Genomic DNA, 21,344 nt, shown 5'->3' on the forward strand with positions numbered 1-21,344 from the left:
AAAAAAATTGTCGGAACGAGAGTAAAAAACGGCTTTTGTGAACGTTTGCAAGGTGAGTCGCTTTGCGGCGTCAATAAATTTCCTTGCACCTTGCACCGCGTGAACAAAAACGGCTTTTTACGGTAGTGCAGACAATTTTTTTATACTTACAAGCTTATAATGCTGAGGCCGTGCTTGTGGGAGCACATAAAGCCAATTTTTGTTCGCAAAGTGAATCACAAGTTCCCCACGCTCTCCACAAAGTTGCTTGCGGCGCGCGAGCAACAAAACTGCCTTCACGAAACGCGGCACTCGTTGCCGCCGCGTTTCGTGAGCACCTGCAAGTTCCGCCCACCAAACCACCAGTTTTGCTTTAGCAAAACTGGTGGGCGCACACAAAGTTCATTTTTATTCTTAAATTTAATTGTCAGTGCGCCTTTTTTCCGCTAAACTTTCAAGCTATATTTAGAAAATCTGTTTCTATAAATGAATTCATGGCAAAAAGGAAGGGCGTATGATAGTTATGAAATTCGGCGGCAGTTCTGTCGCGAACGCAGAGAGAATTAAGCATGTAGCATCTGTAATTCAGGCTTATGCGGAAAAAAGACCAGTTGTTGTTCTTAGTGCCATGGGCGATACCACGGATCATCTTCTTGAGGCTGCTGACCTCGCTGTAAAAGGAACCGTTGACATTGCGAAAGTTGAAAAACTTCACTTTGACACTGCAAAGGAACTTGAAGTTGACATCCCGGCCGTAAAGGAACTTTTGGGCGAACTTAAGACTTTGCTCACAGGAATCTCAATGCTCCATGAGTTGACCAAACGTACAAGAGACTACCTTGTTTCTTTTGGCGAGCGGCTTTCTGTGCGAATGATGGCTGCATACCTTTCCAAACAAGGCACACAGGCGAAATTCTACGACGCGTGGGATATCGGTATGGTGTCTGATTCAAATTACATGAATGCCGAACTTTTGGACGAAGTTTGGGATAACATTCCAAAAGCTTTGGGTGCGTATAAAAACGGAACTCAAAAAGAAATTCCGATTGTAACAGGATTTATTGCAAAAGATAAAAATGGAATCATAACGACTCTCGGTCGCGGTGGCTCAGACTTGTCGGCAACGATGATTGGCTCAGCTATGGGCGCGGAAGAAATTCAGACTTGGAAAGACGTTGACGGAATTTTGACGACAGACCCAAGAATCGTAAAAGAGGCTCGTCCGGTTCACGAAGTGACTTACGAAGAAGCTCAGGAACTCGCTATGTTCGGCTCTCAGGTTCTTCACCCGCGCTCAATGATTCCGTGCCGAAAGACAGGAACCCCTGTACGCGTAAAAAACAGCTACAATATTTCAAGCGAAGGTTCGGTAATCGTAGAGAAGCACAGCGGACCAACGCCACGAGTAACAGCGATTACGAGCGTAAAAAACGTAAAGCTCATCGATATCCAGTCGAACAATATGTTCGGTGCGTGCGGATTCCTTGCCCACGTTTTCAATCAATTCTTAAAATGGAACGTTAGCGTTGACGTGATTGCGACTTCCGAAGTTTCAATTTCGCTCACCGTGAACGGAAAAGCAGACCTTACTGGGCTTATCGAAGACTTGCAGAAAGGCGCGGATGTTACGGTTCGAAGCGACAAGGCAATCGTTACGCTTATTTGTGACGCTGCTCATTCATCTTCAATTCTTGCGGACGCTTTCTCGGCTCTCCGAAACGAGTCTATCAACGTTCAGATGATTTCGCAGGGTGCTAGCAAGGTGAATATTTCAATGCTCGTTGACAGCGACGAGACAAACAAAGTCGTTCAGATTCTTCATACTGCTTTGTTCAAGTAATTAAATTCAAAGGGCGGAGTTTGTTTGTGCTCCGCCTGATTTTTTTACAGGCGACCTATGAAAAAATTAGTTCTTGTTTCGATTCTTATTCCTTTTATGTTGAGCAGGACTTTTGCTCTTAATTTTAGTCCTTCGGCATTTGAGAAATTCAGCGCAGAAAAGGTTTCTTTTAGTTTCGGTGCTTCTTCTGATGACGAAAACGAGGATAAAACTGGCGAGCTTCTTCTTCTGTTGGTTCTGCTTGCTGCTTGCGGAATCGGAATTTCCTATTATTGGCTCAATACTGTAGATTTTTATGACTATCCTTATCAGAACGTAGGTAACGGAGAGTCTAATAAATATGTAATTCGTGGTGAGACTGAAGGCGACGGAATTGGTCTCTCTGACCCAGGATTCAACGATAACCGTTTTTCAGTTGATACTTCTCTCGTTTACTTGCATGGTTTTGGCTGTGGAAACGAAACTCGCTTTGAAGGCTTACTTTTTCCGTATTACGGCCCTTGCTTTGAAAATCTTGTAATCTATAACAATTCTGCTAATAAAGCTGTTTTTTCTAGCTCTGCTTTTAAGGGTAACTTAAAACTTGGTGGGCAACTTTCTCTTATTCAGTCAGACCTGCTCAGCGTGAATTTTACGCTTCAATATGCAACTTGGTACGGGAATGTCATTTCTGAGCTAAAAAACGGAGTGGCGTGGGGATTTTGTATGCGCTCATATCCTAAAAAGCCTGTTGCCCTGGAGTGGCGCTTTGATTTCCAGCAGTACAGTGATTTTGTTGTTTTTGAGTCGAATCTTCAGGCTGGAATTTTAAGCGGCCCTAATGAAGTTTTTGCCGCATGGAAGACCATGAACATAAATAATGATGAGTTTGGTTATGACTGCACGGACGGACTAACTGTAGGACTTCGGCATCATTTTAGATTTTAGCGTAGCTTTTGGCAAAAAGACCTGCTGTTTGTTAATGGCGGGCTAAAAATAAAAATCAGGAGAATTCTATGAAAATTGCACTTGTTGGATATGGAAAAATGGGGCACATGATTGAGACCGCTGCAAAGTCTCTCGGTCACGAAGTTGTGGTGACTGTTGATGTTGCTGCAAAAGATGCGTCTGCTTTGGTTTCTGCTGGGGATTATGCTGCAGTTGCCGAGGCTGTAAAAAAATCTGGTGCTGAGGGCGTGATTGAATTCTCACATCCGTCTGCCGTAATCGGAAACCTTAACGCCCTGATTCCGCTTGGTATTCCGGTGGTTGTTGGAACGACAGGCTGGGCTAAAAACGAGGCGGAGATTTCTTCGCTTCTGGAAAAGACGAACGGTGTTGCGATGCGTTCTTCAAACTTTTCGATTGGCGTGAATACTTTTTATAAAATTGTTGAGGAAGCCGCAAAACTCCTTTCTGAATATTCAGAATACGACGTTGCTGTTTGGGAGGCTCACCACAATCAAAAGGCTGATTCTCCGTCTGGAACAGCTCTCGAAATTGCCCGCCGTGTAATGAAAGGCAATTCTTCAAAAACAGAAATGGTTTTTGATGCATTCCACGAACGTCCAAAGGCAAATGAATTGCACGTAAGCTCGACTCGAATTGGTTCTGTTCCTGGAACTCATACCGTGTTCTTTGATTCTCCTGCTGATTCAATTGAACTTACGCACCGTGCAAGAAGTCGTGAAGGCTTTGCCCGAGGTTCTGTTGTTGCACTTGAAAAACTCGTCGCAAAGCTTGCTTCTGGAGAACTTTCCCGCGGCAAACTTTACGGCATGGAAGACTTGTTCTAAATTTGAAAGTTGACTCGCTCACTGCAAGTCTCTCCACCAAAGTGAGAGCCGTTGCGGCGAGCACAAAAACGAACCTTCGAGTCGTCGCCGTGCTTGTCGCGACGACTCGAAAGCCCTTGCAAGAGCCCCCACCAAAGCGCGAGTTTTACGCAAGGAAAACTCGCGGGAAACGCAAAAGTAGACTTGCATTTAAAAATACACTTGTAGCGTTTCCTTGACTTGCACCGTTTCCATATCGCCTTTAAAATAGCGGTATGGAAAATGCTGAAACATTTGTAATATCAACGACGAGTGAAGGCGAAAGCTTTCTTGAAAAATATACTGGAAACGAAAAAATAGTCGAGATTCCTGCGAAAATTACAGCGATTGGCGACGATGCGTTTTTGAACAATTCTTCGCTTGAAGAAATCAAGATTCCGCAAGGCGTTGACTACATTGGAAATTATGCTTTTTGCGGGTGCGCAAATTTAAAATCGGTCTTGCTTCCGGAAAGTCTTCAAGAAATCAACATTGGCTCTTTTATGGGCTGCGAAAATCTTTTTAAAACCAATTTGCCAGAAAAACTCAGGATTATCGGCTCAAAAGCTTTTCTGAATTGCCCGAAGCTTGAATTGGAGAGCGTTCCTCGTTTTTTAATCGAAGTGGCTAAAGATTCTTTTGATGATACAAAAAAACTGCTCCTGGAAAAAAAAGATAATTATATGGAAGAAAATGGACTCTTGTATAATCTTGAATCAAAATCACTTTTGTTCGCTACTGAGGAAACTTTGGATTCTGTAAAAATAAAGAATGGCACGAAATATCTTGGCTGGAACTGTCTTTCGAATCTGCCGTCGCTGGAAAAAGTCTCCTTGCCAGATTCAGTTGCGTATATTGGACGCGGTGCGTTCATGTTCTCAAAAAAACTTTCAAAAATCATTCTGCCACCTTCGGTACAATCGATTGATTCCGGTGCGTTTTTTAACTGCGTGAATTTGAACGAAGTGATTGTTCAGGGCGAAGGTCTTTCCCAGATTTGCGATGAAGCGTTTTTGGGATGCGAGAGCCTTCGTACAATCACGATTCCTGAAGATTGCGAAGTGTGCGAGGATTCTTTTGAAAAATCTTGCTCCGTAAAAAGGCGTGAGGAGAAAAAATCAAAATCCGCACGCAGGTAAGCGCAGCTTGCCGCCGATTTGTCACAGAGACTTACAGAAGAAATCGTTTGGTTTTACCGAAATTATAAAAATTGATTCTAAAAATAGGAAAAAATTATGAAAAAAGTTTCATTCACTTTTTTTTGTCGCTTTTTTTGCCACAATGCTGTTCGTGCCGTTCACGGGCTGCTTGGAACGTTCTTCCACAGAGGGCTTTGACGACGGGCTTGTTTTTGTTGAAGGCGGAACTTTTGAAATGGGCAACGTTAAAAAAACTGGAAATTACGCTTATGAGCATCTCGTTCACAATGCTACGGTGAGCGATTTTTACATTTCGCCAACCGACGTGACTCAAAAAGAATTCACCGATGTGATGGGCTACAATCCGAGTTTTTATTTTGGAAAGGATTCTATAAAAGCGCCGGCCGAAGGCGAAAAGCAGGATGAGCGTCCGGTGGAGCACATTACCTGGTACGAAGCTATAATTTACTGCAACAAACTAAGCAAATTGAATCATTTAAAGCCCGCTTATTCAATGCTCATAAAAGGAAAAGATGTAACGAACACCGAGAAATGGGGCGAGATTCCGGAGAAGGGGAGTGAAGCATGGAATTCCATAAAATGGGATAAAAAAGCCAACGGTTACAGACTCCCTACCGAAGCCGAGTGGGAATATGCCGCACGTGGCGGAAAAAATGCCCTGGGATATTCTTCTGCCGGAGTCAGTTCTGAATCCCCGGATCTTGAAAAATACTCGTGGTTCGACAGAAACTCAAAAGGCAAAACTCATCAGGTAAAAATGCTCGAACCGAACGAACTCGGTCTTTACGATATGTGCGGAAACGTCTATAACTGGTGCTGGGATTGGTTTTCAAAAAACTTTTATATAAAAGATGCCGCAACTGCCCCGAATCCGACGGGAGCCGAATCCGGAGAATATCGCGTCGTCCGTGGAGCCGAGTTCAGTTCTGACCGTGCGTTCACTTCTGTTTACATCCGCGGTTCCGCTTCCCCTCACATTCCAAGCCGACGACAAGGTTTCCGCGTCGTTCGCAGTGATTTTTCAAAATCGGAAGAAAAATGATTCTTGAAGACTTCCTTCCGTGCATCGCATTCTTTTTACCCTTGCCGCACGGTTTTCTTCTAAAAAATCAGCTTTCATTTTTTGCGCACCTTGTTTTTAACTAGCTTAAAAAAAATAGCCGACTTTCCTGCATGGAAAATCGGCTTTCCGGTTTGCTTTCCTTAAATCTGGAGTTCTTTGTAGACTCCGCTTAGCACTTCTGCTGATTTTTCGAGAAGTTCTCGCTCGTTTTGGGCGAGCTTTATTTCTACAATTTCTTTTGCACCGTTTTTGTTTATGATTGTCGGCACGCTTAAGAAAATGTTGTTCAGTCCATATTCACCGTTAAGACCTACGCTCACAGGAAGAATCTTGTTCTCGTTAAAAAGAATTGATTTTATGATTGCCGTTGCGCTTGAAGCGATTCCGTAGCAAGTGTTTCCTTTGCGGCTAAAAATCTCCCAGCCGGCTTCTTTCGTGCGTTTTAAAAGTTCCTCTTTCGTAACGTTTTTGGTTCTGTCCGCGTTGTCCGAAAAAACGTCCTCAAGGTTTTTTCCGCCGATTGTCGCGCTGGCCCACGAAACCATCTCTGTGTCTCCGTGCTCCGCCATTACGAATGCCTCAACGCTTTTTGCGTCAAGATTGTACATTTTGGAAAGCTCGCAGCAGAGGCGTGCAGTGTCGAGTGTTGTACCCGTTCCGATTATGCGGTTTTTAGGCAGTCGAGAGAGTTTCCAAGTGTAATAAGCCATTATGTCAACTGGATTTGAAATCACAACGAACACACCGTCAAATCCGTTTGACATTACATTGTCCACTATTGTCTTTATGATTTTCATGCTCGGAGCGAGCATTTCAAGACGGTTGTGAGAGTCTTTTGGCATTGGCGCGCTTGCCGTTATTACAACCACGTCCGCATCGCGGCAGTCTGAATAATCGCCTGCTTTTACGCTCATGTTTCGGTTCATAAAATAAATCGAATGCTGCATGTCCAAAGCCTCGGCAATCGCCTTTTCCTTGTTCACATCAATAAGAACCACTTCCTCGCAAATTCCCTGGTTCAGAATGCTGTATGCCGTTGTTGAGCCTACGTTTCCGGCTCCCACGATAACGACCTTAGAATCCTTAAAACTCATTATTTCCACCTCGTTAGTTTTTGAATTGTGAATAAATCTATTTCGAATCTATATTATAGAAGATTGCGCGGTGGATAAACAACAATTTGTCATCAGGAAAAATTGGAATCACCTTTCAGATTTTTAACGCAGATAAACACGAATGCTCGCAGATTGGTCGCAGATAGTTATTTTTTTTTGCTATCCGAGTTCCAGCTGCGTGACTCTGCGTTCATCTGCGTCAAAATCTGATTTTCTAAACTTCGAAATTGTCGATTTGTTCGCCGATTTTTAGGATTGACGCACGCATTTCTTTTACGATTCCTTTGAGTTTGTCGTCCGTATCCGTCATGCGCGTCGTGCAGAAACTCATCGTGCGGACGCTTTCGTTCATCTGGTCGGTCGCGTCCTTGAGCCGCTGCACGTCGTCCAGAATCGCTTTGTTTCCGTTCGTCATTTCCTTTGAAGCCCGCATAACTTCTTCGCTTGCGTCGCTCATCGTGCTGAGTACGCCGTTGATTTGCACGCTGCCGCTCTTCTGCGATTCCATTGCCGCCTTGATGTTCTTGACGATTTCGTCCGTTTCCTTGATTTTTTCGGAAACCTCGGAGAACATCTTGCTCGTTTCGTCGGAAGCTTTTACGACCGAATTTATCGAGTCATTTATCTTCTTGAGCTGCTCACCGATTGTCCGTGACTGCGAGGCCGAATTCTCCGAGAGCTTCCTGATTTCGTCCGCGACGACGCTGAATCCCCTGCCGGCTTCTCCTGCGTGCGCCGCCTCGATTGCCGCGTTCATCGCGAGAAGGTTTGTCTGGCTCGCAATCGAAGCGATGACCTTGTTCGCCTGGAGAAGCATCGCGCTTTGTCCTTCGATTTGCGTGATTCGGTTGTTCATTTCGCCCTGCTTTTCGTTTCCTGCGCGAGAGAGTTCTTCAAGAGAATCGAATGAGCCTGCCATGGATTCAACGGAATTCGTAACGTCGTTTATCGTGTTGAACATTCCCGAAATAGCGCTGCTTGCTTCGTTAACGCCTTCGACCTGTCTGTCAATCATTCTTTCGAGCGAATCGATGTTCGAGGCGATTTCGTTGACCGCACTTGCAGTCGCGTTTACGCATTTTGTCTGTTTGTCAAGCTGCTCCGTAACGTTTTCGAGGCTGCTCACGATTTCGGATACGCTGCCGTTTGATTCTTCTATGCCTGTTCCAAGATTGTCTTCCGAGGTGTTCAGAGTTTGCCGCGAATGTTTTATGCCTTGCATAATCACTTGCAGTTTTTCGATGAAGCTGTTGAATCCCGTCGTTACCGAGCCTACCTCGTCATCGGTTTTTACGTTGATTCTTGCCGTTAAGTCTGCCGTTCCAGATGCGATTTCGTGTATTCGTTCTTCCAAATTCGAGAGCGGTTTGAGTGCCCGCCTTACGCCTATAAAAAGCGTTCCGACGAGTATCAGCTCGATTATTGAAACGAAAACTATCATGTAGTCCTTGATTTCGCTTGCGGTTTTGAAAACGTATGAATACGGAACCGAAAATGCCAGGCTCCACTTTGTTCCGTTGACTGGCGTGTATACGAGCAAATCCTTGCCGTTCTTGTATTTCATCCAGCCGAAACCGGTTTCGCCCTGAACCATCTTCTGCACCATTTCGGTCATGCCCTGCGTGTCACCGAGCCTGTCGGAATCGAGCGCGTTCGCCTTCATCGTAAGGTTCGTGTCGGTATAAAACTGGATTCTGCCGTCTTCTCCGATTAAAAGCATTTTTCCTTCTTCCGTAAGCGATTTTTCGGCCAGTGCTGCCGAAAGCGTCGCATAAGTTATGGAACCTGCGAAATATCCGACGTGCTGCTTGTTCTTGCTGACGGATTTGCAGACCCAGTAAACAGCATCTTCTTCGCTAGTTCCTTCGAGATTCGAAATGTACTGCGAAAGTGCATCATTTTTCATTCTATTAAAATGTTCTGAGCTAGAAACGTCAAATTCCCTGCCTTCATCCGAATACGCCATTCCTGTTTCGTAATCAACGTAAATTATTTCTTTAAAATCCTTGCTTCGTATGCTCTGATGATTTAAAAGCCATTCGACCGCGTTTTCAGTAGAGAAGTCATGCCTGCGAACAATGTCGCTCATTGTGTACATTCGCATCTGCTGCATGAATTTTGAGTTTCGCTGATTCAAGTTAGTCGCAAAGGATTTTGTGAGGGCTTCTAGCGATACGATTACGCTGTCTTTGCTTGATTTGAAAATCTTGTTCACGCTGAGCACCATGAAGATTCCGAACATAATCATGATTTCGATTCCGACCGTTATGCTGAATTTGGTCGATATTTTCTTCAGTTTTCTTCTAAAATTTTTCTTCATAATCGCTTTTCTCCTCAAAGTTTGATAGGTATGTGCAGAGCTTGAAATGTAAGAAAATTTTAAGGTTAGTTTTTTTATACGTCAAGATAAAATAGAATTGATTCTATGGAAGATTGATTCCGAATTATCGGGCAGTTTACAAAATTCTTTATGAAATTCTCTTTTCGGCTTGTTCTATGAATTGTGTAAACATTTTTTTTCATTTATAATCAAAAGTATTCTTATCGTTGGGAAGTTTTATTTTGCTTCCTAAAATTCGAGTGCTAATCTCTGAAAACGCACTTTTTGGAGATACCCTTTCGGATAAAATCCTTTGGAGGACTTATGGAAACTGGTATGACAATTGCACAGATGCTTGAACAGAGTGCTGTTCTTACTGTGCTTGGTATGTGTGTTGTTTTCGCTTTCCTCGTAATTCTTATCGGTTGTATGAATGTTTTGAGAATCGTTGTTCATGCTGCCAAACTTGATAAGGTAGAGGCTAAAGTTGATACACCGGCTGCTGCTGCACCAGCAGTTGATCAAAAAGCAATCGTAGCTGCGATTGCAACTGCTTTACACGAAAAAAACTAAGGAGTTTTTAGAAAATGGCTAACAAAATCGGTATTTCTGAACTTGTATTACGCGATGCAACACAGTCTTTGCACGCAACTCGTATGACTTTGGCAGACATGCTGCCAATTGCTCCAAAACTTGACAAAATCGGTTACTGGGCTGCAGAAGCTTGGGGTGGAGCTACTTATGACTCTTGTATCCGCTTCTTGAACGAAGATCCGTGGGAGCGCCTCAGAAAGCTCCACGCTGCAATGCCAAATACAAAAATCATGATGCTCTTGCGCGGTCAGAACCTTCTTGGTTACCGCCACTATGCTGATGATGTTGTTGATAAGTTCGTTGAGACAGCTGCTAACAACGGTGTAGACGTATTCCGAATTTTCGATGCTTGTAACGACCCTCGTAACCTTGAGAGAGCTACAAAAGCTGCAAAGAAAACTGGAAAGCACGTTCAGATGGCTATTTCTTATGCAACAACTCCATATCACACAAAAGAAATCTATGCAGATCTCTCAAAGAAATATGCTGAGTTCGGTGCAGATTCTATCTGTATCAAAGATATGTCTGGTTTGCTCAAGCCTTACGAAGCTTACGACCTTGTAAAAGCTATCAAAGCTAAGGTTGATCTTCCAATCGAGATTCACTCACATGCTACAACAGGTCTTTCTGTTGCAACATTGCTCAAGGCTGCTGAGGCTGGAGCAGATGTTCTCGATACTGCAATCTCTGCAATGGCTATGGGTACTTCTCACTCACCAACAGAGACTATCGTTGAGATGCTCAAAGGAACAGAGTACGATACAGGACTCGATATTAGCGCGCTCCTCGAAATCGCAGCTTACTTCCGCGACATCCGCAAGCACTATGCTTCACTTGAGTCTAAGTTCCTCGGAGCAGACACTCGAATCCTTAAATCACAGGTTCCTGGCGGTATGCTTTCTAACCTTGAGAACCAGCTCAAACAGCAGGGTGCATCAGACAAAATCGACGACGTACTCAAAGAAATTCCTCTCGTTCAGAAGGATGTAGGATACGTTCCTCTCGTAACACCAACTTCACAGATTGTTGGTACACAGGCTGTATTCAACGTTCTCTTCGGACGCTACAAGAACCTTACTCAGGAATTCCGTGACCTTCTCGTTGGAAAATACGGAAAAGTTCCTGCAGAACCAAATCCAGAGCTTGTTAAGAAGGCTCTTGAGCAGAACAAGATGGACGCTGCTATCACTTGCCGACCAGCTGACAAAATTGAGCCAGAGTGGGACAAAATGGTTGCAGAGGCTAAGCAGAACGGTGGAAACGGTTCTGTTGAGGATACTCTCACTTACGCTATGTTCCCGAAAGTTGCTACAAAATTCTTCTCAGAGAGAGCAAATGGTCCTGTTGATGCAGAGAAAACATTCGGTCTCAAAGAGGCTCCAAAAGCTGCCGCTTCTTCAAATGGTTCATACACAGTTACAGTTAACGGACAGGCTTATCAGGTAACTTCAAACGGTTCAACTGTTACAGTTGACGGAACTGCTTACGACGTTCAGTTCGGAGCTGCTGGTGCTGCTCCTGCTGCCGCTGCCGCAACAACAGTTGGCGGTGAGGACGTAAAGGCTCCTGTTGCTGGAACTTTGCTCAAGCACTGCTTCTCAAACGGAACTAAAGTTACAAAAGGTCAGACAATCATCATCGTTGAGTCAATGAAGATGGAATTGGAGGTAAAATCTCCTGCTGACGGTACAATCACTTACACAGTTCCAACAGGAACTCAGATTTCTAACGGTCAGGTAATCGCTACTATCGGTGGTGTTGTAAAGGCTGCTCCAGCTCCTGCTGCTGCACCAAAAGCCGCTGCTCCTGCAGCTGCCGCACCTGCTGGCGGAAAACCAGTAAATGCTCCTGTTGCTGGAACATTGCTCAAATATGCTGTTGCAGAAGGTGCTTCTGTTCAGGCAGACACAACTGTAATCATCATTGAGTCAATGAAGATGGAACTTGAGATTAAAGCCGGAGCTGCTGGTAAAGTTCACTTTACAGTAGCAACAGGAACTCAGGTTTCTAACGGACAGGCTGTAGCTGTTATTCAGTAAGGCTAAACGAGAATATCGTAAGTAAAATCTACGCACCGCCGAATCACATTTGGTTTGGCGGTCGCTTTGGGAAATATTTTAACTATGATCGACTTAAAGAAAAATTATAAAAGACAGGCTTTGGGAGTAAGTCTTGCAATTGCCGGAATCGCGTTCGTTTTGAGCTTGGGTTCACAGGTTCTTGCACAGTCTACTTCAGAGCCTACAAATGAAGTTGTTTCTGCAACTTCAGACTTTGATTATGGAACTGGTGTAGACCGAATTATTAAGGGAACTGAGAAGTGGACTCACAATGGCGACAAAAATGACCACGATATCGCTCCTCTTAAATTCTTGAATGGTATTTGGGAATCAACTGGTATCTCAAAAATCTTTTCAGAGAAAGGTGCTCCACAGAAGACTGAAGCAAATGATGCTGATTATGAGCCTTCTAAAGTTAACAACGAGCCAAAAGAGACTGTAAATGAACTCCGTGGCGTTCTTATGGATTCTAACTCTAATGACGAGCAGCTTTCAGAGGTAATCGAGAAGGCTTCTAACCACACTAAGGATTGGGGAACAGCTCCTGGTTGGCAGTCATTCCTTATGATGGCTATTGGATTCCTTATCGTTTATCTTGGTGCTGGACGTGGATTTGAGCCGCTCCTTTTGATTCCAATCGGATTCGGTACAATTCTCGTAAACGCTGTTGGTGCTGGAATGGGTAATCTCCCGGACGGTATGCTTGCAATTATCTATAAAGCTGGTGTTGGTAACGAGTTCTTCCCAATGCTTATCTTTATGGGAATTGGTGCTATGACAGACTTCGGTCCTCTTATCGCTAATCCTAAGACTGCTTTGCTTGGTGGTGCCGCACAGTTCGGTGTATTCTTCACTCTTTTCGGTGTTGCTGTATTGAACCTTCTCGGACTCAACTACAACATCATGCAGGCTTGTGCTATCGCTATCATTGGTGGAGCAGACGGCCCTACATCAATCTATGTTTCTGGAAAACTTGCTCCTGAGCTTATGGCTGTAATCGCTGTTGCAGCTTACTCATACATGGCATTGGTTCCAATGATTCAGCCTCCAATCATGAAGCTTCTTACAACTAAGAAACAGCGCATGATTCACATGGACAACCCACGTGTTGTACCAAAGGCAGAGAAAGTATTGTTCCCAATGATGCTTCTTCTCCTTACTATCCTCTTGTTGCCACCTGCTGCTCCTCTTATTGGATGTCTCGCATTCGGTAACTTTGTAAAAGAGTCTGGTGCTGCTGCACGTCTTTCAAAGACAATGGAGAATGAGTTGATGAACATCGTTTCTATCCTTCTTTCTCTCGGTGTAGGTTCACAGATGACTCCTGAAAAGATTATCAAGGGTGAATCTGTAGGTATCATCGTTCTCGGTCTTCTTGCATTTGCTATTGCTACTGCCGCTGGTGTCTGTATGGCTCATATCATGAACCTCTTCATGCCAAAAGGTAAGAAAATCAATCCGCTCATCGGTTCTGCAGGTGTTTCTGCCGTTCCAATGGCTGCCCGCGTTGCACACAAAGTTGCACAGGGTGACGATCCTACAAACTTCATCTTGATGAACGCTATGGGACCTAACGTTTCTGGTGTAATCGGAACTGCAATCGCTGCTGGTGTATTTATTGCTACATACGGCGGATTCTAGTCCTTTTTTGGACTGAACTAAGGCTGTCTGGTTTTCAGGCAGCCTTTTTCTTTTTTTAAATTTCTCTCTCGACGCTATTTTTTCATATTCAACAGTGTGCTATACTCTTTTCCATGTATTATATTTTTGATGATAAAACAAAAATGTGGGCGCCTTCTCGCATAGCTGCACCTCGTAATATTGAATGTGATACCGAGAAAGTCGAGCTTCAAATGCTTTGCATTGAGCCTGACGCAGAAAAACTTTCCGTTGCTTTTACGGCAACTTATGGAAAAGTTGAAAAAATTGTTGATGAATTAAAACTTCGCCAGATTTATTACGAGGCAATTTTTGACATGAAAAATCATGTGGTTGCCTATAATCCTTACGAAAAAAGTAAATTTAGTTTGTTGGAGTCGCCTGAGTGCGATATTCCTCAGAATGTTCTTGAGATTCTAAAAAATGTTCTTGAACTGTTTTCTTCTGGCGTGTACGGAATGCGACTTGGTTTTGCGCCAAAAACACTTTCTGATATCGAAAATTATGTTCGTAATCCATTGCGCTCTGTTGGTGAGAACGAGCATAAAATTGAGAACACAAAAATCAATTACATGGATGACCGCGTTTACACTTTGCCAGACAGTGCGATTGACTATGAATTCATTTTGCCGAAGAACACCGATGAAGTTTATTTTTATTCCGAATGGTTCTCGATGTTCAAAAAAGAGGGGCGTGACTATATTTCTGAAATCTTAAAAAATGATATTGTCCTTATGTTCGTAAAAAAGGGAAACGATATTGTTGCTGGCATGGAACTCAATGGTTCTAAAATCGTGCAGGTTTCCGGAAATTATAAAAATTGGTTTTACGGAAGCAAAGACAAGTACAATGATTTTTGTGTGAACTTTCGTCGTTGGGCTGGCCGGCACGGCTTAAAAATTGTTGACGAGGAATTTGAACGCAAGTAGAATGTTTTGTGAATTGCTGATATGGAATGTTTTAAAAGACTTAGCCTGATTCTTGTTTTCCTAACTCTTATTTCGCCTCTGATGGGGCAGCGTACACGGATTGTCTGCTTTAGTCACTCCGGGGAAGTTCAGGTCACTACACATTACATTCCGCAGAGTCAGCTTTCGCCGTCCATTTTTACTTCTTCAAGGAACAGCAGTCACTTTGTAAGTAGGCGTGCTGAGGTAAAGGCTCCTCAGTATCGTCTTTTTACTTGTTTTTTGGTTGAAAAACTTTTTGTCGTTCAGCCACTCTTTTCGTTAGTCAGAGGACCGGTAAAGTTTTCCAGAATCCTTCTGATTCCAAAAGTAATAAAGAATATAATTTTTCTTCAAACTGTCCTATAAAAAACTCTCTTTTGCACGGTATTTTCGGCTTTTGAAAGTGCCGTTTTTTCTGGGTAGCTGAAATTCTATTCAGTTCTAAAACCAATTTTCACAAAAAAATTTAATTTCTCGCTTTTAGAGGTAGGTATGTCTGTGTTCGTTGTAATCGGCATATTTGTAGTTCTTACTGTTGTCTGTGTTGTGTTCTTCAGCTAGACAAGGGCTTGAATTCATTCTGTTTAATATCTTCGGATAATCGGATTTTTAATTTTTAAGTTCTTGAAGCAGTTTTGAAAAGTGCAGTTTCCAGAACTGCTTGAAAGTAAAAAGAGGTCATTATGTTATTTGGATTAGGTATTTTTTTCGCTATTATGGTTTCGGTTTTTGTTTTTTCGTTGCTTGGAATCACAATCGACAATCTTGGGGACAAAGTGATTGAGAAAATTGACAAGAGCCGCGAGGAATAGTTAGTCGCCATTTCAGAATTTGATTTGACTTGGTGCTTTAAAAAATTAAGCGGATTAGGGGCTTCCTAATCCGCTTTTTTGTTGTTTTTTTACTTTCCAGCTTCTTTTAGCTTAAAGCAGTCTTGAGCTTTTTTACTAAACTCCAAAATCACGTCCTTGTCGTTCTTACACGTCATAATCGTGCCGTAAATGTAGGCGTGGTCAATGTCTTCTTTGTTTTCGTCGGTCGTGCCTTCCGGGAAAATAACTTTTTGGATTGTCGTAAACTGTTTGTTGTCCGTAGGAATGCCGTTGAACGGCGAAATTTCGCGCATAAGCTGTGTCCAGAAATTCTTTGTTTCTTCAAGCGCGTCGTTCGCAGGCTTATTCTGGTAGCGAATCAAAAATGAAGTGTAATTTTCGGATTTTGGGTCTGTGTAAACGCCCATCGAAAGATTTTCGATTCCCAGTTTTCCATCATTCTTCGTGTATCCGTTCGAAATAAAAAGTGTCGTGTCGTCATCAACTTTTAAAATTTCTTGTGGAAGCGAAAGTTCAATTTTATCAGTTTTGACTTCAAAAGTCGTTTCTCCGCGTTCAATTTTGATTGACGATTCAAAATCCGCGCTTCTAGGAGCATACTCGGCCGGAAGTTCAAGATATTCTTTCCATTCTTTTAGTTTTCCTTGATAGCTCATGTAGACAAAATCTGTCAAAAAATCCAAATCGTGGAAAGACTCGCTTTTTATGGTTTTTGTGGAACCAATCGAGTAAATTACGAACAGGCCAGAAGGCAGTGGCAGTGCATACGTCAAAACCATGCAGTCGGCAAAGTCAATCGAAAAATAATTTACGAGCCATGTCCTACCAAAAAAATCTTTGTGCGTATCTGTCTTTACGGGTTCGCCGAGCGATGTTATCTGAATTTTTTCGCCAGCCATCGTTCGGTTCAAGTTCGTCGCTTTTGCAAGATAGTCCATGTAGATTTTTGGGTTTGACACCAAATCTTTCATAGAAATATCGTCTGGCTTTTTGATGACTGAAAAAACTTGATTCATCATTCTGCCAAATTCTACGTATCCATTGTTTTCTAGTCTGTAAGTATTGAGTTTTGCTGGTTTTGCCCAGTCCCAGTGGCCGGTTTCTCCGAGATACAAAACATACGGAAAGTCAATTCTGTAGGTGCTCGAAAGAAATTCAGCCTTGCCTGAGCTGTTGTCAAAACTTTTTGGACTGGTCGGAGAGTAGTCCTTGCGGATATCTTCAATTATTTCTTCGATATTTTTGTTGTGAATCTTTGTGAGCGATTTTTGCAAATCGTTCAGTTTTTTTGGAAGTTTAATTTCGGTCTTTGATTCGTGATAAAATTTCTGATTAAAAATATTCGGAATCACGTAGTTGAATCTTTTTGAAAACACACCGACATTCTTTTTTGCGGAAATTGCCTCTTCAATCGGTAGCGCATAATTTAGATTTTCGTTCTCGCTTTTCATCGTGATGATTCCGACAACCGTACCGTCCGCTTTGATTAGCGGGCCACCGGAGTTGCCCGGACTTGCCGCCGCAGAGAATCTTAGCCAGCGCCATTCACCGTTTTTTGACTCGTAAGTTTGGCTCGTAAAAACGCCGTCACGAATGATGATTCCTTCACCGTGCGCGTTTCCGACTGAGAAAACTTGCGAATTCGGTTCGATTGATTTTGCGATTTGAAAACCGTTCTTTTTTTTGCCCTTAAAATTTTCTACCGTGAACGAAATAAAATCTCTGTCGGTGGAAAATGCCGTGATTTCGTCAATTTTGTAAACTTCGCCGTTAGTGTCGCGAATGTAATAATCTTTGTAGACGCTTTCGCCAAAGAGTGTTATTACGTGAGCGGCTGTAAAAAAAGTTCCGTCGCTCGTTCGGAAAGCCGTTCCAATCGGCACGTATTTGTCGTTTCGGATTGTAAAGTCGATTCTGTCGATTGGCAGCTCTCTTTCGTAAGTCACGTTTTTTGAATCTGTTTTTTCAACGACGACTTCAAAAACTGCTCCCATCACTTTTGCGTAGGTTTTTGAATCCAGCATTGATTGCGAAAAAAATTGTGTGAGCGAAAAAAGCCCAAGAATCGCAACAAAAATGATTTTTTTCATCTTCACTCCATTTTTTATTTTTTCTGATTCTCTAAAAATCTTCTAATTTCAATTCTGCAAATTCTTTGTCCGTCAGAGTTGAGCCTTTTTTGCTTACGAGTTTTGAGGCAACCAAATTTCCAACAGAAACGGCATTTTTTAGGGATTTGCCGAGTTTTAATGCGGCGATTACAGAACCAAAATGCGAGTCGCCCGCTCCAATCGTATCTGTTACCGTCGTTTTTACGGACGGAATCATTCCCATCTCTTTTGTGCCCGCATCAAAGAAAAACGCTCCGTCAGAGCCACAAGTTATGATAACATGATTTTTAGTTGATTCATAGATTTTTTCTGCCGCGGACAAAACGTCTTTTTGCTGCGTGTAATTTAGAGCTTCGTCTTTATTCAAATGAATCACCGGATTGCAGGCAAAAATTCTTTTCATAAGCGGTTCCTTCAAGAACATGATTCTCGGTGCCGGTGCGAAAAACAAAGTGAATTTTGAACCTATTTTTTTTGTGGAAATTAAAAATTTCTTCTATATATTCTATTTCGTTTTCTGCCGTTGATTCTTCAAGTTCAAGTCCGCAAATGTATGCGCTGTCAATTTTGCTAAAATCAATCTCCGAAAAATTTGCCCTGTCAAATTTGTACTCGGCTCCGTGCCTGCACATAAAACTTCGTTCGCCGTTTGAGTCAACCAGGCAGTAGCAGCATCCGTTTTCTTCTTTTGATTCCGCGAAGATTTTTATGTTTCTTTCGCAAAGTGATTTTTTTACGAAATCTCCGTAAATTCCGTTGCCGACCGGCGAGCAGAGCGTGTAGGGAATTGCAAAGTGCCGTAAAATTTCTGATACGTTAAATGCGCATCCTCCCAGATTCACTTCCTGAGAAGAAAAAACAATGTCTTCCCCTGTTTCTGGGAGCTTTGAAACGTTGATAATTACGTCGGCAACAGTGCTGCCAATAACTAGAGTCTCATTCATTTTTTTATTCCTTTGGATTTTCGAAAGAAAAGTAGTCTGGAAGTTCAACTTCAAATGCCGTTGTTTTTCCGTTTTCTTTTAATGTGAGTTTTTTTGAGCATAAAAGCAGATTTTTGATTTTCAACGCTTTTTTTGCCATTTTGTTCAGTTTGAAATTTCCGTGTTTGTCGTCACCAGCAATCGGTGCGCCTGCTTTTGCAAGGTGAATCCTGATTTGGTGCATTCTGCCCGTTCCCAGTTTAAGGTGAATTTTTGAAAAGGTGAGCGATTTTGATTCATCATTTTCGTTTTGCGAAGGAATTTCTGTAGTCCAAGTCTTTTCGACAGAAAAATGCGTTACGGCAGAAAGTTCACGCTTTCCTTTTGTAACGTTGTCTTGAATCGTTCCCTGTTTTTTTTCCTTGCCATTGAGCTGTGGAATGCCGAATGTTATAGCGATGTATTCTTTTTTGACATTTCCTCCCGCAATGTAGTTTATCCACTTTGCGGCGGCGGCAGGATTTTTTGCCACGACCATAAGACCGCAGGTTTCTTTGTCGAGTCTGTGAACGAGATGAAGTTTGTAGCCCATTTGCTTTGAAAGTTCCTCGTCGAGTGGGTGCGCGACTCCTTCTCCGCCTTGTACCGAAATGCCGGCCGGTTTGTTTATGATTATAATTTCGTTGTTTTCAAAAACGATTGGAATATTATTCATTTGCATTATACTACTTTAAAAGGAAGTTTTTATGAATAGGATTTTTGGGAATAAAATTTTTATTTTTCTTTTCCTCGTTTTTTCTTTTGGATTTGCCCATGCGGAGCTGGTTACTTCCGATGAATTTGGCTATTCGATTGATTTTCCAGAAGGTTTTGAGATTCAGGACATGAGCGAAGACCAGACTATCGTTGTGTTTTCCCATTCCTCGTTGAATTTGGACGTGCTTTTGAGGGCTTGGCCTGAAGGCCAGTTCAAGAATGCAAAAGAGGCGATGAATGATACGATGAAGCGTCTCGGTGCGGAATTTGACACTTCCGAGGTGGAATGGCGAAAGCAGAAGTGCGTCGTTACGAATTTTAAGTCGGCAAAACTCAGCGAACGAGGAATTTCAATCGGGTGGGGGGCCGGTGTGCCCGTTCCCGAAAAAAAAGGAATACTTACGGTTCTAGCCTACTCGCCTGAAAGTCAGGCTTTTGACACCGAGCAAATGATGATTTCGGTGCTGGACGCAATTTTTATTGATAAGGGCAGTTTTTCGGAGCCAGGACTTATTACGACGCTTGCCTTTCCAAGCGAGGGCAAAAAGGATGTTGCGCTAAAAATCGCCGGAAAGTCTATAAAGACAACTCTCGATAATGTTGATTCTAAGGCCAGCCAATTTTTGATTGACCGCGAATTTGATGTTTTTAAGTATTATGCGGCCACAAAGTCGCCTTTGATGTATGACGCATGGATTCGTTTTTACAGGCTGATTGCCCGTGACAGTCTCGGAAGGCTAAAAAAGGCTTCGTTTGATATTTGGTCTGCTCTGCAGGCTGAATCGATGAAAAAAGATGCTTTGAATCCAGATGCAGCCCTTGCGCAAATCCTTCTGAACTGGGTTCAGGAATTTGATTATGAACGTGTTTCTGCAAAGACTGACAAAGCCGATTTTACGAATTTGCCAGATGTTTTGGCTGGGCGCGGAAGTGACTGCGATTCTCGAAGTATGCTTCTTGCGGTTATCTTAAAGAATTGCGGAATGGACACTTGTATGTTCGTAAGCGAAATTTATAGTCATGCAATGTTTGGGATTTGTCTTTCTGATAAGGAAGGTCAAAAAATCAAAGTTGATGATAAAGAATATCTTGTGGGCGAAACGACTGCGAAAAATCTTACGCTCGGAAAAATTGACGCTCAGATGCAAGACCGTTCAAAATGGCGTGCTATTGAAATGTATTGATTTTAATGGGGCGGATGCCCCCATTTTTTATTCGGTTTGATTTTTATTTCTATATTTTACAAAATCAAGCTGTGCTCCAGTATCGGACTAGACCCGATAACCGTTGCAGCTGAATCTGTTAAAGCTTGCCGTGCCGGGCACGGCAAGTGGTTATAGAAGCTCTGCATTCGTCCTATTCGTTTGTAAGAATGTTGTATGCTTCGAGTGGGTTTGTAGAGTTCAAAAGAGAATCTCTTACTTCGCGCTGCTTGAGTTTAGAGCTAAAGAAACTCAATGTCTGCAAATAATATGAATGCTGGTTGTAAGCGGCTGCAATCATAATCAGGAGGCGAACCGGCGTGTCGTCAATTGCCTGAAAGTCAATCAACTCGTTTTTGCAGATTCCGACGCTCATTACCAAATCAGTGACTGACGAAAGTCTTACGTGCGGAATTGCAAGTCCGCGTCCGATTGCGGTTGACATGAGCTCTTCGCGTTTAAGAATTTCGCGAACAAGTTCGCTTCCGTCTTTTATTTGTGGTGCAGTTGCAAGATTTTGGGCAAGCTCTACGATTGCATCTCTTTTTGTTGAATGGTCGATATAAATGATTCTGTCAGGAGAAAGAATGTTCTTAACGCGAACCTGCTGTACTGTTTCAGTCTGTTTTACAGGTGATGAAAGGCGTGCGTTTACCCATTTTTCGATTTCTGATTTTTTGAATCGCCATACAGTGCCGATTTTCCCAGCTGGAATTTCGCCTTTCTGTGCCCAGTCGTAAACTGTGCGCTCTGAAACTCTTAAATATTTTGCTACTTCTTCAATCGTAAGAATATCGTCTTCCAAGATAAATCTCCTTTTATTTTCTTTAATTCGTATTTTCCAACAAGGGAAGTTCCCCAAAAATCATTTGTATTATTTTGCAAGGTTTGCGGTTTGTTGTCAAGATATGCGAGATTTTGCACGTATTTCTTTTTTCTGTTGTGTTTTTGTACAATCCATGACTTTTTAGAGCATTTTTACGTCT

General features: G+C 42.7%; 18 protein-coding genes. 11 read left to right on the forward strand and 7 right to left on the reverse strand.

Features of this window, described 5'->3' with window-relative positions:
- Positions 1-493: 493 nt before the first annotated feature.
- The 5 genes from JI65_RS10280 (at position 494) to JI65_RS10300 (ending at position 5,814) form a co-directional block, all read left to right on the forward strand.
- The gene (locus JI65_RS10280) at positions 494-1,819 is read left to right on the forward strand and encodes an aspartate kinase (RefSeq protein ID WP_191016075.1); all 1,326 of its coding nucleotides are present in this window, start codon (positions 494-496) and stop codon (positions 1,817-1,819) included.
- Between the two features lie 57 nt (positions 1,820-1,876).
- Positions 1,877-2,746, forward strand: coding sequence for a hypothetical protein (locus JI65_RS10285; RefSeq protein WP_191016078.1), 870 nt, complete (start codon positions 1,877-1,879; stop codon positions 2,744-2,746).
- 68 nt (positions 2,747-2,814) lie between these two features.
- Entirely contained in the window at positions 2,815-3,594 is a 780-nt protein-coding gene (gene dapB / locus JI65_RS10290) for a 4-hydroxy-tetrahydrodipicolinate reductase (RefSeq protein WP_191016080.1), read from the forward strand.
- Positions 3,595-3,848: 254 nt separating this feature from the next.
- The gene (locus tag JI65_RS10295) at positions 3,849-4,751 is read left to right on the forward strand and encodes a leucine-rich repeat domain-containing protein (protein ID WP_191016083.1); all 903 of its coding nucleotides are present in this window, start codon (positions 3,849-3,851) and stop codon (positions 4,749-4,751) included.
- A gap of 169 nt (positions 4,752-4,920) precedes the next feature.
- On the forward strand, positions 4,921-5,814 hold the full coding sequence (locus tag JI65_RS10300) for a formylglycine-generating enzyme family protein (protein ID WP_191016092.1): 894 nt from the start codon (positions 4,921-4,923) through the stop codon (positions 5,812-5,814).
- Positions 5,815-5,975: 161 nt separating this feature from the next.
- On the opposite strand, the gene JI65_RS10305 is transcribed toward JI65_RS10300, so the two are convergent.
- Both JI65_RS10305 and JI65_RS10310 read right to left on the reverse strand, forming a co-directional pair.
- Positions 5,976-6,929 carry an L-lactate dehydrogenase gene (locus JI65_RS10305; RefSeq protein ID WP_191016094.1) on the reverse strand — a complete coding sequence of 318 codons (954 nt, stop codon included), beginning with the start codon at positions 6,927-6,929 and terminating at the stop codon, positions 5,976-5,978.
- A gap of 235 nt (positions 6,930-7,164) precedes the next feature.
- Positions 7,165-9,270 (reverse strand): methyl-accepting chemotaxis protein, encoded by a 2,106-nt coding sequence (locus JI65_RS10310; protein WP_191016097.1) that lies wholly within the window; start codon positions 9,268-9,270, stop codon positions 7,165-7,167.
- Positions 9,271-9,594: 324 nt separating this feature from the next.
- Between JI65_RS10310 and JI65_RS10315 the strand changes: the two genes are divergently transcribed.
- From JI65_RS10315 to JI65_RS17555, 5 genes are all read left to right on the forward strand, one after another.
- On the forward strand, positions 9,595-9,843 hold the full coding sequence (locus JI65_RS10315) for an OadG family protein (protein WP_242457221.1): 249 nt from the start codon (positions 9,595-9,597) through the stop codon (positions 9,841-9,843).
- 14 nt (positions 9,844-9,857) lie between these two features.
- On the forward strand, positions 9,858-11,903 hold the full coding sequence (gene oadA, locus JI65_RS10320) for a sodium-extruding oxaloacetate decarboxylase subunit alpha (protein WP_191016100.1): 2,046 nt from the start codon (positions 9,858-9,860) through the stop codon (positions 11,901-11,903).
- Between the two features lie 84 nt (positions 11,904-11,987).
- Positions 11,988-13,565 (forward strand): sodium ion-translocating decarboxylase subunit beta, encoded by a 1,578-nt coding sequence (locus JI65_RS10325; protein WP_198912818.1) that lies wholly within the window; start codon positions 11,988-11,990, stop codon positions 13,563-13,565.
- A 113-nt stretch (positions 13,566-13,678) separates the two neighbouring features.
- On the forward strand, positions 13,679-14,512 hold the full coding sequence (locus JI65_RS10330) for a hypothetical protein (RefSeq protein WP_191016103.1): 834 nt from the start codon (positions 13,679-13,681) through the stop codon (positions 14,510-14,512).
- A gap of 704 nt (positions 14,513-15,216) precedes the next feature.
- Entirely contained in the window at positions 15,217-15,345 is a 129-nt protein-coding gene (locus tag JI65_RS17555; RefSeq protein WP_277950598.1) for a hypothetical protein, read from the forward strand.
- 89 nt (positions 15,346-15,434) lie between these two features.
- Here JI65_RS17555 and JI65_RS10335 read toward each other — a convergent pair whose 3' ends face one another.
- From JI65_RS10335 to JI65_RS10350, 4 genes are read right to left on the reverse strand one after another with little or no spacing between them, the layout of a single operon-like run.
- Positions 15,435-17,456, reverse strand: a complete 2,022-nt coding sequence (locus tag JI65_RS10335; protein ID WP_191016105.1) for a S1 family peptidase — start codon at positions 17,454-17,456, stop codon at positions 15,435-15,437.
- A gap of 31 nt (positions 17,457-17,487) precedes the next feature.
- Positions 17,488-17,880: a PfkB family carbohydrate kinase gene (locus JI65_RS17560; RefSeq protein ID WP_191016108.1), complete on the reverse strand. Its 393-nt coding sequence runs from the start codon at positions 17,878-17,880 to the stop codon at positions 17,488-17,490.
- Complete coding sequence (locus JI65_RS17565) at positions 17,837-18,421, reverse strand: PfkB family carbohydrate kinase (protein ID WP_191016110.1); 585 nt, start codon at positions 18,419-18,421, stop codon at positions 17,837-17,839. The genes JI65_RS17560 and JI65_RS17565 overlap by 44 nt, the downstream gene beginning before the upstream one ends.
- Positions 18,422-18,425: 4 nt before the next feature.
- A complete protein-coding gene (locus JI65_RS10350) occupies positions 18,426-19,115 on the reverse strand; it encodes an RluA family pseudouridine synthase (protein ID WP_191016113.1) in 690 nt (229 codons plus the stop codon).
- Positions 19,116-19,146: 31 nt separating this feature from the next.
- Here JI65_RS10350 and JI65_RS10355 point away from each other — a divergent pair, with 31 nt between their 5' ends.
- Complete coding sequence (locus tag JI65_RS10355; RefSeq protein WP_191016115.1) at positions 19,147-20,340, forward strand: hypothetical protein; 1,194 nt, start codon at positions 19,147-19,149, stop codon at positions 20,338-20,340.
- Positions 20,341-20,512: 172 nt separating this feature from the next.
- Here the strand turns inward: JI65_RS10355 and JI65_RS10360 are convergent, their stop codons facing one another.
- Positions 20,513-21,163 (reverse strand): PTS sugar transporter subunit IIA, encoded by a 651-nt coding sequence (locus tag JI65_RS10360; RefSeq protein WP_191016118.1) that lies wholly within the window; start codon positions 21,161-21,163, stop codon positions 20,513-20,515.
- Positions 21,164-21,344: the final 181 nt, after the last annotated feature.

It is taken from the genome of Treponema zioleckii, from assembly GCF_014737315.1.
Taxonomy (GTDB): domain Bacteria; phylum Spirochaetota; class Spirochaetia; order Treponematales; family Treponemataceae; genus Treponema_D; species Treponema_D zioleckii.

Bases quoted from the DNA above. Each gene is read 5' to 3' on its own strand.
- JI65_RS10335 (WP_191016105.1), bottom strand. From the start codon at position 17,456: ATGAAAAAAATCATTTTTGTTGCGATTCTTGGGCTTTTTTCGCTCACA.
- JI65_RS10295 (WP_191016083.1), top strand. From the start codon at position 3,849: ATGGAAAATGCTGAAACATTTGTAATATCAACGACGAGTGAAGGCGAA.
- JI65_RS10305 (WP_191016094.1), bottom strand. From the start codon at position 6,929: ATGAGTTTTAAGGATTCTAAGGTCGTTATCGTGGGAGCCGGAAACGTA.
- JI65_RS10350 (WP_191016113.1), bottom strand. From the start codon at position 19,115: ATGAATAATATTCCAATCGTTTTTGAAAACAACGAAATTATAATCATA.
- JI65_RS10330 (WP_191016103.1), top strand. From the start codon at position 13,679: ATGTATTATATTTTTGATGATAAAACAAAAATGTGGGCGCCTTCTCGC.
- JI65_RS17555 (WP_277950598.1), top strand. From the start codon at position 15,217: ATGTTATTTGGATTAGGTATTTTTTTCGCTATTATGGTTTCGGTTTTT.
- JI65_RS10280 (WP_191016075.1), top strand. From the start codon at position 494: ATGATAGTTATGAAATTCGGCGGCAGTTCTGTCGCGAACGCAGAGAGA.
- oadA (WP_191016100.1), top strand. From the start codon at position 9,858: ATGGCTAACAAAATCGGTATTTCTGAACTTGTATTACGCGATGCAACA.
- JI65_RS10310 (WP_191016097.1), bottom strand. From the start codon at position 9,270: ATGAAGAAAAATTTTAGAAGAAAACTGAAGAAAATATCGACCAAATTC.
- JI65_RS10315 (WP_242457221.1), top strand. From the start codon at position 9,595: ATGGAAACTGGTATGACAATTGCACAGATGCTTGAACAGAGTGCTGTT.
- JI65_RS10285 (WP_191016078.1), top strand. From the start codon at position 1,877: ATGAAAAAATTAGTTCTTGTTTCGATTCTTATTCCTTTTATGTTGAGC.
- dapB (WP_191016080.1), top strand. From the start codon at position 2,815: ATGAAAATTGCACTTGTTGGATATGGAAAAATGGGGCACATGATTGAG.
- JI65_RS10325 (WP_198912818.1), top strand. From the start codon at position 11,988: ATGATCGACTTAAAGAAAAATTATAAAAGACAGGCTTTGGGAGTAAGT.
- JI65_RS17565 (WP_191016110.1), bottom strand. From the start codon at position 18,421: ATGAATGAGACTCTAGTTATTGGCAGCACTGTTGCCGACGTAATTATC.
- JI65_RS10355 (WP_191016115.1), top strand. From the start codon at position 19,147: ATGAATAGGATTTTTGGGAATAAAATTTTTATTTTTCTTTTCCTCGTT.
- JI65_RS17560 (WP_191016108.1), bottom strand. From the start codon at position 17,880: ATGAAAAGAATTTTTGCCTGCAATCCGGTGATTCATTTGAATAAAGAC.